16 protein-coding genes are annotated in these 14049 nt (G+C 30.3%); 2 read left to right on the forward strand and 14 right to left on the reverse strand.

The window, feature by feature from the left end:
- Positions 1-120: 120 nt before the first annotated feature.
- The 8 genes from fabV to RSE15_RS04250 all read right to left on the reverse strand — a co-directional run bounded on the left by fabV (position 121) and on the right by RSE15_RS04250 (position 7767).
- On the reverse strand, positions 121-1311 hold the full coding sequence (fabV, locus tag RSE15_RS04215) for an enoyl-ACP reductase FabV (protein ID WP_324069717.1): 1191 nt from the start codon (positions 1309-1311) through the stop codon (positions 121-123).
- Positions 1312-1373: 62 nt separating this feature from the next.
- Positions 1374-3026 (reverse strand): DNA repair protein RecN, encoded by a 1653-nt coding sequence (recN, locus tag RSE15_RS04220; protein WP_324069718.1) that lies wholly within the window; start codon positions 3024-3026, stop codon positions 1374-1376.
- Positions 3027-3049: 23 nt separating this feature from the next.
- On the reverse strand, positions 3050-3943 hold the full coding sequence (locus RSE15_RS04225) for a type IX secretion system protein PorD (protein ID WP_324069719.1): 894 nt from the start codon (positions 3941-3943) through the stop codon (positions 3050-3052).
- Entirely contained in the window at positions 3933-5144 is a 1212-nt protein-coding gene (gene coaBC, locus RSE15_RS04230; RefSeq protein ID WP_324069720.1) for a bifunctional phosphopantothenoylcysteine decarboxylase/phosphopantothenate--cysteine ligase CoaBC, read from the reverse strand. Before coaBC ends, RSE15_RS04225 begins: the two co-directional genes overlap by 11 nt.
- 6 nt (positions 5145-5150) lie before the next feature.
- Complete coding sequence (locus RSE15_RS04235; protein ID WP_324069721.1) at positions 5151-5465, reverse strand: DNA-directed RNA polymerase subunit omega; 315 nt, start codon at positions 5463-5465, stop codon at positions 5151-5153.
- A 10-nt stretch (positions 5466-5475) separates the two neighbouring features.
- Positions 5476-6270 carry an outer membrane protein assembly factor BamD gene (locus tag RSE15_RS04240; RefSeq protein ID WP_324069722.1) on the reverse strand — a complete coding sequence of 265 codons (795 nt, stop codon included), beginning with the start codon at positions 6268-6270 and terminating at the stop codon, positions 5476-5478.
- 97 nt (positions 6271-6367) lie between these two features.
- Positions 6368-7246 (reverse strand): 4-hydroxy-tetrahydrodipicolinate synthase, encoded by an 879-nt coding sequence (gene dapA / locus RSE15_RS04245; protein ID WP_324069723.1) that lies wholly within the window; start codon positions 7244-7246, stop codon positions 6368-6370.
- A gap of 2 nt (positions 7247-7248) precedes the next feature.
- A complete protein-coding gene (locus tag RSE15_RS04250) occupies positions 7249-7767 on the reverse strand; it encodes a DUF6913 domain-containing protein (RefSeq protein WP_324069724.1) in 519 nt (172 codons plus the stop codon).
- A 44-nt stretch (positions 7768-7811) separates the two neighbouring features.
- Between RSE15_RS04250 and RSE15_RS04255 the strand changes: the two genes are divergently transcribed.
- Entirely contained in the window at positions 7812-8600 is a 789-nt protein-coding gene (locus RSE15_RS04255; RefSeq protein WP_324069725.1) for a 5'-nucleotidase C-terminal domain-containing protein, read from the forward strand.
- 9 nt (positions 8601-8609) lie between these two features.
- Positions 8610-9527 (forward strand): metallophosphatase, encoded by a 918-nt coding sequence (locus tag RSE15_RS04260; RefSeq protein WP_324069726.1) that lies wholly within the window; start codon positions 8610-8612, stop codon positions 9525-9527.
- 11 nt (positions 9528-9538) lie between these two features.
- Here the strand turns inward: RSE15_RS04260 and RSE15_RS04265 are convergent, their stop codons facing one another.
- The 6 genes from RSE15_RS04265 to rpsF all read right to left on the reverse strand — a co-directional run bounded on the left by RSE15_RS04265 (position 9539) and on the right by rpsF (position 13915).
- The gene (locus RSE15_RS04265) at positions 9539-10234 is read right to left on the reverse strand and encodes a hypothetical protein (protein ID WP_324069727.1); all 696 of its coding nucleotides are present in this window, start codon (positions 10232-10234) and stop codon (positions 9539-9541) included.
- Positions 10227-12218 carry an NAD-dependent DNA ligase LigA gene (ligA, locus tag RSE15_RS04270; RefSeq protein WP_324069728.1) on the reverse strand — a complete coding sequence of 664 codons (1992 nt, stop codon included), beginning with the start codon at positions 12216-12218 and terminating at the stop codon, positions 10227-10229. Before ligA ends, RSE15_RS04265 begins: the two co-directional genes overlap by 8 nt.
- Before the next feature lie 2 nt (positions 12219-12220).
- Positions 12221-12694, reverse strand: coding sequence for a DUF6495 family protein (locus RSE15_RS04275; protein WP_324069729.1), 474 nt, complete (start codon positions 12692-12694; stop codon positions 12221-12223).
- 73 nt (positions 12695-12767) lie between these two features.
- A complete protein-coding gene (gene rplI, locus RSE15_RS04280) occupies positions 12768-13211 on the reverse strand; it encodes a 50S ribosomal protein L9 (RefSeq protein ID WP_324069730.1) in 444 nt (147 codons plus the stop codon).
- A gap of 63 nt (positions 13212-13274) precedes the next feature.
- Entirely contained in the window at positions 13275-13571 is a 297-nt protein-coding gene (rpsR, locus tag RSE15_RS04285) for a 30S ribosomal protein S18 (RefSeq protein ID WP_008253655.1), read from the reverse strand.
- 2 nt (positions 13572-13573) lie between these two features.
- Positions 13574-13915, reverse strand: coding sequence for a 30S ribosomal protein S6 (rpsF, locus tag RSE15_RS04290; RefSeq protein ID WP_008253663.1), 342 nt, complete (start codon positions 13913-13915; stop codon positions 13574-13576).
- Between the last annotated feature and the right edge of the window lie 134 nt (positions 13916-14049).

Raw genomic sequence — 14049 nt, forward strand, 5'->3', positions numbered from 1 at the left:
ATTTTTTTGTGGAAAATTATTTTTATAACTTTTTTAAAAGCCGTATTTCATATATAATAATTAGCATAAATAAAATAACCTCGATAAAATCGAGGTTATTTTATTTATAATTTTTAAAATTTATCTAATACTTGGAACCATAAACAATTCATTTACATCAGCTTGGTAATCGATACCTTCAAATCCAAAACCAAATAAGTTTAAGAAATCTTGCTTATAACCCGCTAAATCTCCTAATTCTACTAATGTTTCAGTTGTAGATTCTAACCATAATTTTGCAATGCGTTCTTGAACATCAGCTCTCATTTCCAAATCATCAATACGAATTCTACCTTTATCATCTGTTGGAACAGCATTTCCTGCATATAATCTCTCTGCATATAAACGCTGGATTTGTTCTATACAACCTTCATGTATTCCTTCAGCTTTCATTATCTTGTATAACAATGAAATATATAATGGTATTACTGGAATAGCTGAACTTGCTTGCGTAACTAACGCTTTATTTACAGAAACAAAACCTTTTCCATTGATATCTTTTAATTTTTCTGTTATTTCAAATGCTGTTGCTTCTAAATGATCTTTTGCTCTTCCGATAGTACCCTTTCTGTAAACCGCTTCAGTAACTTCAGGTCCTATGTATGAATAAGCAATTGTAGTTGCTCCTTCTGCTAGCACTCCTGCACCCTTAAGTGCGTCCATCCACATAGACCAATCTTCACCTCCCATTACAACAACCGTATTTGCAATATCTTCTTCATTTGCAGGTTCAATTGACACATTGGTCACATTTCCTGTATGAAAATCAACTGTTTTATTTGTAAAAGTTGAACCAATAGGTTTTAAAGTTGAACGGTGTAAAACACCAGTTACAGGATGTTGACGAACAGGGGAAGCCAAACTGTAAATAATTAAATCAATCTGACCTAAATCAGCCTTAATCAATTCAATAGTTTGTTGTTTTACTTCATTTGAGAAGGCATCACCATTGATACTTTTTGCATACAATCCCGCTTTTTGTGCTTCTTGCTCAAAAGCTGCAGAGTTATACCAACCCGGAGAAGCCGTTTTTCCTTCTGATGGTGCTTTTTCAAAAAACACGCCAATAGTAGCAGCATCAGAACCAAAAGCACTTGTAATTCTTGAAGCCAAACCAAAACCAGTCGAAGCACCAATAACTAATACTCGTTTAGGTCCGTTTATTTTTCCTTTAGACTTTACATATTCAATTTGATTTTTTACATTTTGTTCACAACCTTTTGGATGAGCTGTTAAACAAATAAATCCTCTCATTCTTGGTTCTATAATCATCTTATTCCTATTTTATGTTGGTTTGTTTTCGTTAAATTGGTCAACAAAAGTACTTTAAAAAATTAATTCAACAAAGCTTTTGCATGTTGTAAAGCCGAATCGGTAATATCTTTTCCTGATAACATTTCTGCAATATGCTGAATTCTTTCTTCTGAAGTTAACAGATTTAATTCAGATATCGTTGTTTCTCCTTGATTTCGCTTAGAGACTTTATAATGAGAATTCCCTTTAGCGGCTATTTGTGGTAAATGAGTAATTGCAAACACCTGCATTGTAGTGCTCATTTCTTTCATTATCTCTCCCATTTTAATTGCAATTTCTCCAGAAACACCCGTATCAATTTCATCAAAAATAATGGTTGGTAATTTAGAATAATTGGCCAAAACAGCTTTTATAGCTAACATAATACGAGACATTTCTCCGCCCGAAGCAACTTTTTTCAATGAACCAAAACTTGTTCCTTTATTGGCCGAAAACAACAAAACAACTTCATCTTTCCCTTTTTGAAAATACGAATTGGTATGGTTAATTTCAATTTGAAAATTTGCTTCAACCATTCCTAATTGCGATAAAATTGTTTTCATTTTATCAATTAAGACAGGAACTATTTTTTTTCTATTTTCAAAAATAGTTTTGGCAATTTCATCTACTTTAGATTGCTGCTTATTTAACTCGGATTGTAATTTATTAATAGCACCATCCAAATCGTCAACTCGAATAACTTTAGCATCCAATTCATTTTGAATTACCAGTAATTCAGCAATAGATTGTACTTGGTGTTTCTTTTGTAAATTATAAATAGATTGTAGTTTTGTATTTACAAATTCTAATCGTTCAGGATCGGCTAATATTTTTTCATTATTTTGTTCACATTCAGAAACTATATCTTCAATTTCAAGCAAACTACTTGTCAACCGTTCATACAATTGAGCATATAAAGTTGAAAAGCCAATAATTTTTTGAAGGGATATTTTCATTTCCTTTAAATTCACCAAAGCCCCTACTTGCTCTTCGTTGGCAACAGCTAAAATTCTTTCAAAATTTTCTTTTATGAATTCAACATTACTTAGTTGTTCAAGCTCTTGCTCTAGGTCTTCTTGTTCACCATCCACCAAATTAGCAACTAATAGTTCATTTAACAAATACGAATTATATTCATATTCCTTAACCAAAGCCTCTTTTTCAGAAGTTAATTGTTTTACTTCCTTTTGAATCGATTTATAAGTAGTTAATGCTTGTTTGTATGCAACCACTAAATCATTATTATTGGCTACAGCATCTAAAATATCAATTTGGTAATTTTCTTCTGTCAATTCCCGAGTTTGATGTTGGGAATGAATATCCAACAATAAAGCGCCAAGCTCTTGTAACTCTTGAAGATTAACAGGACTGTCATTTACAAATGCTCTTGATTTCCCAGAGGGTAAAATTTCTCTTCTAATAATAGTTTTATCATCATAGTCCATGTCATTTTCATTAAAAAACGACTGTAAATTATAATTAGAGATTGCAAATTGTGCTTCAATAATGCATTTTTGTTCCTTATCCTTAAGTGAGGTTAAATCAGCTCTATTACCTAAAACCAAACCTAAAGCTCCCAAAAGAATTGACTTTCCAGCACCTGTTTCTCCTGTAATAACGGAAAATTGATTAGAAAAATCAGTTTCGAGATATTCTATTAAAGCATAATTTTTTATAGAAAGAGAAAGTAACATTAATAATATATTTTTATAAATTATTATTTAATTTCACTCCATTTTTGAGAATTCAACGGTGAAATTCTATTTAATGTTTCAACCAATGTTGCAACATTAAGACTTGGCCCGCCGCCAAATATAGAAACTATTTCATCTACCTTGGCATCAAAAAAAGTTCTGGTTAGCAAGGCATTGGGTCTTGTTTTTTGTATAAGCGCTAATGTAGAAATTGCTTTGATAACGCCTTCTTTTCCTTTTTTAACATCACTTTCCATGATATCTAATCCTAAGCGGTGGTATTGATAAAGAGAGGATCTAAAAGGTGTAAAAGTATTCGATAAAATATCGGAAATTAAAAAATTTCTATTGTTGTTATTCCCTTCTGACTGACTCCATCCTTTGTATCCACTGGTTTGAGCTACATTAACAATATTTGAAGCTATTTCAAGATATTGGGTTCCTCCAGATTCTGAAAAACTGTCTAAATCCAAACCTATTATCAAATTTGAATAAAAAGCCAAAACAGAGACTAAATTAGAGTTAAATGAGTTTTGATCATAAATTAAATTTTCATACTCTATGAATTTAAAAGTAAAATTTTTGTCGTTAATATTTAATATTGGCGAAGATAATGAAGCATTATAAATAGGTCTTGAAGATTGTATCTGCAAAGTCGCTTCAAAAACATTTGAACCATAGGAATTTACATTAATAAAAAAATTGCAATCAATTTTTTCAACATCTTTATATTCTTTTGTAGTCCATTTAGTTGTATTTAAAAATTCTTTCACTTGTGATTCTAAATTTTTAAATAATTGAGGATTTCCATTAGCAACTTGTTGATAATTCACAGAAACTGTTGCATTTAGCTCTTGTGAAAACACATTTACAAACGAAAATAAGAAAACTATTACTACTAATACTTTACGCATCATAAAATTGAATTACTTTATTAATAATATCTTGAGCTACTTCTTCTTTTGATTTTAGCTCTTTTGGCTCAATAGAAAAGTCTTTTGAAATAAAAGTTACTTTATTTGTTGGACTTCCAAAACCCGCTCTTTCATCATTTAAAGAATTTAAAACTATCAAATCTAAGTTTTTTTTCTGAATTTTTTGTTTTGCATGTTCAATTTCATTTTCAGTTTCTAATGCAAAACCAATCAAAAACTGATTTTTCTTTTGTTCACCAAGGGTTGCTAAAATATCTTTTGTTTTTTCAAGCTCTATAGAGAACGTTGCTTCATTCTTTTTTATTTTCTGACTTGCAACATTTTTTGGACGATAATCTGCAACGGCAGCTGCAGCAATAGCAACATCAACACCATAATAACATTCAAGACAAACATCATACATTTCTTGAGCTGATGTAACGCGAATTAATTCAATTGAAGAGTTACTCACCTTTAAATGAGTAGGTCCAGAAACTAAAATTACATTGGCTCCTTTATTAGCAGCTTCATTAGCAATATCAAACCCCATTTTGCCTGAAGAATGATTTCCAATAAAACGAACTGGATCAATAGCCTCATAGGTAGGACCTGCAGTAATTAAGATGTTTTTTCCTTTTAAGGGCAACTTATCTAAAATATCATTTTCTAAAAAAGTGATAATATTTTCAGGTTCAGCCATTCTCCCTTCACCAGATAAACCACTAGCTAATTCACCATTTTCAGCTGGAATTATTATATTTCCAAAGGACTTCAATTTTAAAAAACTATCTAAAGTAGATGGGTGTTTATACATATCAAAATCCATTGCAGGAGCAAAATAAACAGGACATTTAGCAGAAAGATAGGTTGCAATTAATAAATTATCACAATTACCATTTGCCATTTTAGAGAGCGTATTAGCTGTAGCAGGAGCAACAATCATTAAGTCAGCCCATAAGCCTAATTCTACATGATTATTCCATTCACCTGTACCTTCTTCTTCATCATAAAAGGTAGAATAAACCGGATTTTTTGAAAGAGTTGCTATAGTAAGTGGTGTAACAAAATGCAAAGAAGCAGGCGACATTACAACCTGTACTTGTGCACCTGCTTTTATGAATAATCTAACCAATGTGGCTGTTTTATATGCAGCTATACCACCAGAAATACCTAGTAAGATTTTTTTACCGCTTAAAACAGACATGTTGATTTATTTAGAGTCTCTGTAATAAATTTTACCTTCTTCCCACTCTTGTACTGATAAAGCATGTGGTTTAGGTAATTTTTCATAGAATTTTGAAACTTCAATTTGTTCTTTATTTTCAAAAACTTCTTCTAAACTATCATTATAAGTTGCAAACTCCTCTAATTTTTCAATCAATTCTTTTTTAATTTCAGTATTGATTTGATTAGCGCGTTTAGCCATGATAGTTATCGCTTCATAAATGTTTCCAGTAGGCTCTTCTAATTTACTTTTATTGTAAGTAATAGTGTTTACAGGAGCATTTGTTTTCTTTAAATCCATGATTTACTTTTTATTTGGTATATTTTTGTAATTCTTTTTCTACTTCAGCCAACATTTTATCGGCTTTATCTTTGTATTCTGACTGACTATTATGCTTTATCAAGTTTGTATATGTTGATTTAGCATAAGTTAAACGTTCTTGCTTTTTTGCTTCAACACTATTAATTGCTAAATTATATGCCGAATCTAATCTGTAATATAAAGCTTGTTCTTTAAAAGGTGTTCCAGGATAATCTGCTATGAAATTATCAAAAGCTTTTAAAGCACCTTTGTAATCAGCTATAGTATTATACTGTTTTGCAATTTCAAATGCTTTTTTCTCTAATTTTTCTCTTAATTCTTTTACACAAACATTTGCTTGTGGTAAAAACTGAGAATCTGGGTACACATCAATAAAATGTTGCATTTTATCCAAAGCTTTACTTGTATCCGTTTGATCTAAACTATAACTAGGTGATAATTTATAAAAGCATTCAGCAGCTAAAAAAGCACACTCTTCTCTTTTTTCACTTTTAGGATACGTAGCAACAAAATTTTCCAGCTGATACCCTGCTAAATAGTATTGATTTGATTTATACAAAGCCATAGAATAAAAATAAAACATTCGCTCAGCGCTTGGTTTCCCTTTATAAGCTGGAGCAATTTGTTCATACAATCTAATAGCTTTTAAATACTTTCCTGCCTCATACATTTTATTTGCAGCTTCATTTTTAACCGCAACATCATCTGATTTTAAAGCTTTTTGATACTCACTGCAAGAAATCAAAAAAAACGCAATAAAAAGGAAACTAACTACTTTACTCATTTATTTAAATTTAAACTTTCTTAAAATTCAATATTTTTGAAGTCCAAAAAAGCAACTGCAAATTTAGACATTATTTATTTACAACAAAAATCTTTTTTTAACTTAATTTCTTTGTGAAAAGATTCAAACGACTTGCTAAATCTTCATTAACATTTACAAGTGGCAATCGAACCGTATTTTCACTAAGACCTAAACTTTTAAACACTTCTTTTATCCCTCCGGGATTCCCTTGTTCAAAAATCATATCAATACTATCAGCCAATAAATAATGTAATTTATACGCTTCATCTACTCTTCTTTGCAAACCTAAACGCACCATTTCAGAAAATTCCTTTGGAAAACCTTCTCCAATAACAGATATTACTCCTGCTCCACCTGCTAAAACCATTGGTAAAGTAATCATATCATCTCCAGAAATCACCAAAAACCCTTCTGGTTTGGTTTGAATTAATTTCATTGCTTGCACAATATCACCTGCCGCTTCTTTAATTCCAATTACATTTTTAAAATCATTTGCAATACGAATTACGGTCGATGGCAACATATTACTTGCGGTTCTTCCTGGAACATTATATAAAATAACCGGAATTGGAGACGCTTCTGCAACAGCTTTAAAATGCTGATAAATTCCTTCTTGCGTTGGTTTATTATAATAAGGAGAAACCGATAAAATAGCCTCAAAATTAGAAAAATCTCTTGTTTTCAATTCTTCCACAACTTTAAGTGTATTATTTCCCCCAACACCCAAAACAAGAGGCAATTTTCCTGCATTAGCTTTTACAATGGTATCAATCACCAATTCTTTTTCTTCTTGAGATAAAGTTGCCGATTCTGCAGTTGTTCCTAGTACTACTAGATACTCTACTCCTCCATCGATTACATGGTTAACAATTCTTGTTAAAGCTTCAACATCAACTGAGAAATCTTTTTTAAATGGTGTAACTAAAGCAACACCAGTTCCAATAAATGATTGCATTTTTATATTTTATTTAAAATTTTTAAATACTTGAATAATTCCAAGACAAATTCGTCAAAATTTTCAACTAGCGACTTAATAATGAAATGATTAACTCTTTTATCTACCGTATCAAATCCAACTTTAAATTTTGCTTTTGACTTAATAGACAAAAGTAAAAGTGAACTTTTATTTACGTCGTAATAATTTATTAATAAATCAAAAGGAGTTTTAATAAAATCATTCACAACTTCTTTAGTTATTTCACCTGAAATTGAAACATCTTTCAACGTTAAAAAAGGTTCATTAATTTCTTCCTTTTTCTTTATTTTATCTTTATAAACCAACAGCGAAATATTACTAGCATCAATTCCTTGAGAAACAATTTTATCTAATAATTGCTGAGTTTGACTAAAATACGATTCATCTACTAAAACGCCAACCGTAACTACTTTTTCATTTGAAGCCAAAGCATTATGTGTTGCTAACTTTTTAGTAACATTTTTTTTAAGAAAAAAGTTCTTTATAATATTATAAAACATAGTATTTTTACCTATTCAACAAAATTAAAAATTAAGCTTATATTATGCTTGTAAATGTAAAAAAGAATACAATATCTTTTCGGTTTTTTGTTATATTATTAACATTTAACTTAATTATATCCTGTAAATCAACGTCTTCCTATCAAACTATTAAAATTGAAGGAAAAAAAATTGGTATAACCGATGAACGAGGTGAAAACGAAGCAATTGCAAGTTATGTAAAACCCTATAGCAATAACATCAAAAAGGATTTAAACAATGTTTTAGCTTATTGCCCTGAAACACAAGATAAAAGTAAAGGAAAATGGCATACTAATATAGGGAATTTACTAGCCGAAATTACTTTTGAACTTGGAAATCCTATTTTCCAAAAAAGAGAGCAAAAAAACATTGATATTTGTTTACTAAATAATGGCGGAATAAGAGCTATAATTCCAAAAGGCGATGTTACCTCAAGAACAGCCTATGAAGTAATGCCTTTTGAGAATAGCCTAGTAATTGTTGGACTTACTGGAAAAGAAATAAAAACGTTAGCCGAATATTTCATAAAAGAAAAGAAGCCACACCCTTTATATGGAATGAAAATTTACATTGATAAAACAACTTTAACAATCAATAAAATTGAAATTAACAATCAAAGTTTAAATGATAATCAGATTTATTATGTGGCGACTTCCGATTATTTAGCAAATGGTGGTGACAATATGACGTTTTTTAAAGAAAGTAAAATCAAATTCGACATAGAATATAAACTTAGAAATATGTTAATTGATTATTTCAAAAAAGTAGATATTCTTCCAAACATTACAACTGAAACAATAATTTTAGAATAACACTTAACTATGAAAAGAAGAGATTTTATCCAAAAAACAGCTGCGAGTTCAGCTTTACTTGGCTTAACTGGAGTGAGTTTAAGCAGTTTTTCTACCCCAAGCGATATTAAAAAAATCACTATTTTGCATACTAATGATGTGCATAGCCATATTGATCCATTTCCTGCAGATCATCCAAAAAATCCAAACTTAGGTGGAGCCGCCAGAAGAGCAGCTATTATTGAAGGCATTCGTAAAGAAGAAAAAAATGTTCTTTTATTAGATGCTGGTGATATTTTTCAAGGAACACCTTATTTTAACTATTATGGCGGAGAGTTAGAATTCAAGCTAATGAGCATGATGCAATATGATTTAGCTACAATGGGAAACCATGATTTTGACAACGGAATTGATGGTTTTTACGCCCAATTACCTCATGCAAAATTTGATTTCGTATCCGCTAATTATGATTTTAAAAACACTATTTTAAATGATATTGTAAAACCATATAAAATCATTATTAAAGACGGAATTAAAATTGGAATCTTTGGATTAGGCGTTCAATTAGATGGACTTGTTGACAAGAAACTTTATAAAGAAACCGTTTACAACAATCCGATTGAAGTAGCACAAGACATGACGCGAATTCTCAAAGAAGAAAAAAAATGTGATTTAGTTATTTGTTTGTCGCATTTGGGCTTCAAATACAAAGATGAACCTGAAAAACCAAGTGATATCCTATTAGCACAAAAAACAAAATATATTGATTTAATAATTGGTGGTCACACACATACTTTTTTAGACAAACCTATAATTGAAAAAAATAGTGAAGGAAAAGATGTTTTAATCAATCAAGTAGGATGTTTTGGACTAAATTTAGGTAGAATTGATTTTTATTTATCCAATAATAATGAAGTAATCAACAAAGGAAAAAATATTATTGTTTAAACAACAATCACTTACTTTTTAAAATAATAGGTTTTAGTTCTATAAATAAAATAAGACACATAAAAAAAATAAGACAACTGTTGGCTAATAATACTAATCATTTTTAGAGCAATTACATCTTTTGTTGATTTTGAAAAAATAAAAAACAAATCAGAAATAATAAAAAAAACAACCATTAACACCATGTATAATATGGTTTTGTTGTTAAAATTAAATTGAATTAAAAAAGCAAATATTCCCATTACAAACAATAGAATACCATTAAAAATATAGAAACTAAATTCTAGTTTAGATGATTCATTAATAAAAGACAAAACATTATATAATAAATATAATAGCAAAATTATTATGATATAAAATGAAAAATTATTGATAGAATATTTTCGTTTTTTTAAGTAATACAAAAAATCCTGAGCTAAAAAATAAGTGATAATTAAATAAGGAATTCCAAAAGAAATCAATCCTGGATACAAGAAGTCAGTAGAACTAATCAATAGTAAGATCTCAGCAAAAAAATAGGATAGAATTGAAAAAGAAAATAAAAAATTAATTTTTCCTTTTACACTAAAATAATAAAAATAATAGACCGCAGGAATAATAATAGGCTTACTCAAAAGCTCTAAATTATCACTTCCTAACAATACAGCTATTAAATACAATAAAATAGCCGCAAAATAAAGAATTAAAGCAGAATGTACTTTACCCATCTATCATGTTTTTAAAATCTGTTTCAGAAATTATTGTAATTTTTAATTGATTCGCTTTTTCTAATTTTGATGGTCCCATATTATCTCCTGCAATTACAAAATCGGTTTTAGAAGAAATTGAACTTCCTACTTTTCCGCCATTATCTTCAATCGCTTTTTTGAGTTCATCTCTCGAATAAATCTCAAAAACACCTGAAACCACAAAAGTTTTCCCTTTTAACTTTTCAGAAAGTAAGATATCTTCTACACCTGACTCTAATTGAACACCATAATTCTTAAGCCTATCAATAATACGAATATTTTCTTGATTTTCAAAGAATTGCACCACACTTTGTGCAATTTTATCGCCAATTTCATCTACTAAAATCAAATCCATAATACTCGCATTTGTTAAAGCATCTATAGACTTGTAATGTTTGGCTAATTTTTTTGCCACCGTTTCACCTACATAACGAATTCCTAAAGCATATAAAACTCGTTCAAAAGGAATGGTTTTGGATTTTTCAATTCCATTAATCAAATTCTCAGCTGACTTTTCAGCCATTCGTTCTAAGGGAATGATTTGTTCCTTTTTCAATTCATACAAATCAGCATAATTCGTAACTAAACCCGCATTGAATAACAACGCAACTGTTTCACCACCTAAACCATCAATATCCATTGCTTTTCGGGTAATGAAATGCTGAACTCTTCCAATAATCTGCGGCGGACAACCATAAAAATTCGGACAAAAATGATTTGCTTCGCCTTCAGTTCTAACCAGTTCAGTTTGACATTCCGGACAATGTGTGATGTATTGTGTAGGCTCGGCTTGAATTCCGCGATTAGCAACTGCAATAATTTTCGGAATAATTTCGCCACCTTTTTCAACAAAAACTTCATCTCCAATTCGGATATCTAATTTTTCGATTTGATCGGCATTGTGCAATGAAGCACGTTTTACAATAGTTCCTGCCAATTGCACAGGTTCTAAATTTGCTACTGGAGTAATAGCACCAGTTCGCCCAACTTGATACGAAATCGAATTTAATTTCGTAGTTACTTGTTCGGCTTTAAACTTATAAGCCATCGCCCAACGTGGTGATTTTGCCGTATAACCTAATTCCTCTTGATGCTGTAAATTATTGACTTTTATTACCACACCATCCGTTTCATAAGGTAAATCGTGACGGTGTTTGTCCCAATAATTAATGTATTCAAAAACTTCGTTTAAATTTTTAGCTAATTTAGATTGTGATGGCACTTTAAATCCCCAATCTCTAGCTTTTTGCAAGCCTTCATATTGCGTTTTAAATGTTAAATTATTCCCAATTACGAAGTACAACAAACAATCTAATGGCCGCTTGGCTACCTCAGCACTGTCTTGCAATTTTAAACTTCCAGATGCTGTATTTCTTGGATTTGAATAAGGAGTTTCGCCAATTTCAATTAATTCTTGGTTCATTTTTTCAAATCCAGCAAACGGAAGAATGATTTCGCCACGAATGTCAAATTTTTCAGGAAAATCGCCTTTTAAATGAATTGGAACTGCTTTTATAGTTTTAATATTATTGGTTACATCATCGCCTTGAAAACCATCGCCACGCGTTACCGCACGAACCAAACGACCATTCTCATAACCAATACTAATTGATGCACCATCGTATTTTAATTCACATGTATATTCTAACGGAACATCACCTAAAACCTTTTGAATTCGGATTTCCCAATCCTGCAAATCTTCAATAGAATAGGAATTATCCAACGAATACATGCGATATTCGTGTTTTATGGTTTCGAAATTTTTGGTAACCATTCCTCCTACTCGTTGAGTTGGTGAATTTTCATCAAAAGATTCAGGATGTTGTGCTTCTAAATCTTGCAATTGTTTTAGCTTTTGATCAAATTCAAAGTCAGAAATTGTAGGATTGTCCAACACATAATAATTGTAATTATGTTGGTTTAATTCGTCTCTTAAATTCTTAATAGTCTCTAAAAAGCTCATATTTATTGATTGATTAAGCTGTCTAATTTGGTAAACAATTCTCCTTTGCTGATGATTCCTCCTTGCTTGATGATTTCAAACAACGATTCGTTTCTGTTTTCAGTTAACTCTTTTTTTCCTCTTGTTATTTCTACATCATCAGAAAAAAGATTTTCAGATAACCAGTGAATTCCATCGGCAGAAACAAAATCAATTTGTGGATTATTGGTTTTTATTACGAAAGAAAAAACCGCATTTTGCAAACATTTAAAAAGAAAAATATAGTTTTTAGAAAAATGATCAATATGTGTAACATTCGTCAATGCTTTTTCCCAAATCATATCGGAAAAAACATCGATTTCTTGTTCGGCAATTTGTGGTTTATTTTGTTTGATTTCATCCCATTCCTTTTTATCTATCGATTGGGTAGCTAAAAAGGTAATAAATTCGGGATGTAATTCTTCTAATTGCTCTTTAGTTAATCTTGTGTACTTCATGTAGTAATTTTATAAAGTAAAGATAAAAAAAAAGCCCCGATAATATCGGAGCTAATTTATATTTTAAGAAAAATTATGCTTTTTCACCTACGATTTCGTAAGCTAATTCAACGATAACGTCTCTGTGTAATCTTACGCTTGCAGTATATTTACCTACACGTTTAACAACACCACTTGTGATGAATTTTCTATCAATAGAATGACCGTTAGCTTCTAATACTTCTGCAATGTTAGCATTAGTAACAGAACCAAACAATTTATCACCACCAGCTTTAGCTGTAATTTTAATTTCAAAAGCTTTTAATGCTTCTGCTAAAGATTTAGCATCTGCAACAATTTTAGCTTCTTTGTGCGCTTTTTGCTTTAAGTTTTCGGCTAAAACTTTTTTAGCAGAAGGAGTAGCTAAAATAGCAGCACCTTGAGGAATTAAGAAGTTACGTCCGTATCCGTTTTTCACAGTTACTACATCATCTTTAAATCCTAAATTTTGAACGTCTTGTTTTAAGATAAGTTCCATGTTGTTGTCCTTTTTAGTAGAAGTTAGCCCGCTTATGGCGAAGCAACAACTATTTGTTAAATATTATTTTAATAAATCGGCCACGTATGGCATTAAAGCTAAGTGACGAGCTCTTTTAACAGCTACAGAAACTTTTCTTTGGTATTTTAATGAAGTACCTGTTAAACGTCTTGGTAAAATTTTACCTTGCTCGTTAACAAATTTCAATAAAAAGTCTGCGTCTTTATAATCGATGTATTTGATACCTGATTTTTTAAAACGACAATACTTTTTAGTTTTGTTTGTATCTATGTTTAAAGGCGTAAGATATCTGATATCTCCGTCTTTTTTACCTTTTGCAGATTGCTCTAATGTAGACATGATTAGTTTGATTTAGCTTTTAATTTAACTCTTCTTCTTTCTGCCCAAGAAATTGCATGTTTGTCTAAAGACACAGTTAAGAAACGCATAACACGCTCGTCACGACGGAATTCAGTTTCAAATGCAATAATAATTTCAGCTGGCGCTTTGAATTCGAATAAGTGGTAAAATCCACTTTTCTTGTGTTGAATTTCGTAAGCTAATTTTTTTAAGCCCCAATCTTCTTTCGATACCATCTCAGACCCTTTAGAAGTAAGAAAATCTTCAAACTTGCTTACTGTTTCCTTTACCTGTTGTTCAGATAAAACGGGATTCAAGATGAAAACAGTTTCATAATGATTCATAATCTTTATATTTATTGTTATAAAATTGGGTGCAAAAATAATACTTTTATTTGAATTAACAAATCAAAGCAGATATTAATTTTACACGAATAAATTTGTTTTTTTGTAATATATATTCTACTTTTATCAATCCC

Source organism: Flavobacterium sp. (genome assembly GCF_035195345.1).
GTDB lineage: Bacteria > Bacteroidota > Bacteroidia > Flavobacteriales > Flavobacteriaceae > Flavobacterium.

Excerpts from the sequence above, each read along its gene's own strand:
- fabV (WP_324069717.1), bottom strand. The coding sequence starts at position 1,311 with ATGATTATAGAACCAAGAATGAGAGGATTTATTTGTTTAACAGCTCAT.
- recN (WP_324069718.1), bottom strand. The coding sequence starts at position 3,026 with ATGTTACTTTCTCTTTCTATAAAAAATTATGCTTTAATAGAATATCTC.
- RSE15_RS04225 (WP_324069719.1), bottom strand. The coding sequence starts at position 3,943 with ATGATGCGTAAAGTATTAGTAGTAATAGTTTTCTTATTTTCGTTTGTA.
- coaBC (WP_324069720.1), bottom strand. The coding sequence starts at position 5,144 with ATGTCTGTTTTAAGCGGTAAAAAAATCTTACTAGGTATTTCTGGTGGT.
- RSE15_RS04235 (WP_324069721.1), bottom strand. The coding sequence starts at position 5,465 with ATGGATTTAAAGAAAACAAATGCTCCTGTAAACACTATTACTTACAAT.
- RSE15_RS04240 (WP_324069722.1), bottom strand. The coding sequence starts at position 6,270 with ATGAGTAAAGTAGTTAGTTTCCTTTTTATTGCGTTTTTTTTGATTTCT.
- dapA (WP_324069723.1), bottom strand. The coding sequence starts at position 7,246 with ATGCAATCATTTATTGGAACTGGTGTTGCTTTAGTTACACCATTTAAA.
- RSE15_RS04250 (WP_324069724.1), bottom strand. The coding sequence starts at position 7,767 with ATGTTTTATAATATTATAAAGAACTTTTTTCTTAAAAAAAATGTTACT.
- RSE15_RS04255 (WP_324069725.1), top strand. The coding sequence starts at position 7,812 with ATGCTTGTAAATGTAAAAAAGAATACAATATCTTTTCGGTTTTTTGTT.
- RSE15_RS04260 (WP_324069726.1), top strand. The coding sequence starts at position 8,610 with ATGAAAAGAAGAGATTTTATCCAAAAAACAGCTGCGAGTTCAGCTTTA.
- RSE15_RS04265 (WP_324069727.1), bottom strand. The coding sequence starts at position 10,234 with ATGGGTAAAGTACATTCTGCTTTAATTCTTTATTTTGCGGCTATTTTA.
- ligA (WP_324069728.1), bottom strand. The coding sequence starts at position 12,218 with ATGAGCTTTTTAGAGACTATTAAGAATTTAAGAGACGAATTAAACCAA.
- RSE15_RS04275 (WP_324069729.1), bottom strand. The coding sequence starts at position 12,694 with ATGAAGTACACAAGATTAACTAAAGAGCAATTAGAAGAATTACATCCC.
- rplI (WP_324069730.1), bottom strand. The coding sequence starts at position 13,211 with ATGGAACTTATCTTAAAACAAGACGTTCAAAATTTAGGATTTAAAGAT.
- rpsR (WP_008253655.1), bottom strand. The coding sequence starts at position 13,571 with ATGTCTACATTAGAGCAATCTGCAAAAGGTAAAAAAGACGGAGATATC.
- rpsF (WP_008253663.1), bottom strand. The coding sequence starts at position 13,915 with ATGAATCATTATGAAACTGTTTTCATCTTGAATCCCGTTTTATCTGAA.